1 rRNA gene is annotated in these 559 nt (G+C 39.5%); it reads right to left on the reverse strand.

What is annotated here, in order from left to right:
- Window positions 1-75: ribosomal RNA gene (locus tag ACE99V_RS20445) — 16S ribosomal RNA — on the reverse strand; the annotation flags it as partial.
- Window positions 76-559: the final 484 nt, after the last annotated feature.

Here is a 559-nt window from a genome sequence, read left to right on the forward strand (position 1 = left end):
AGGGACTCGCTCGACTTGCATGTATTAGGCACGCCGCCAGCGTTCGTCCTGAGCCAGGATCAAACTCTCCAATAAAGGTAGAAAGAAATTGATCAAGGTTCAAAAACATGTTTGCTTGGCTGTTTAAAACGCTTCGCTGTTCAGTTTTCAAAGAGCATTTTTTGTCGAACATTTGCTACTATATCATGTTCGTTTTCCGAGAGTCAAGATCTTTTTTCTATCAAAAATCAGTGCCTTTTCTCTCGAATTTCACTGTCGCTCAGCGGCGACAAGTAATAATCTATCACATCGAGATAGAGAAAATCAAGAGTTATTTTTAAAGTTTTAGCTAGTTTCCCCTGAAAAATTCCTGGGGTAAGTCAAAAACAAAAGGAATTCAGCTCTCTAAATGGAAGTAGTTGTTGTCGAGGCAATACATCCAAAAAGAGGGACTGAATTCCTTTCTTCTTAAAGAAATTCAACAGTGCTCCTCGAAAATCCTTTTTGAGGTGAGCGATTATGTTAAAACTTCGTAACGAGCAAATCACATTGTGGGATACCCTTCTCCCTGAACCAATCC

Origin of the sequence: Brevibacillus soli (genome assembly GCF_044759095.2) — a bacterium.
In the GTDB taxonomy this organism is placed as follows: domain Bacteria; phylum Bacillota; class Bacilli; order Brevibacillales; family Brevibacillaceae; genus JBIYSM02.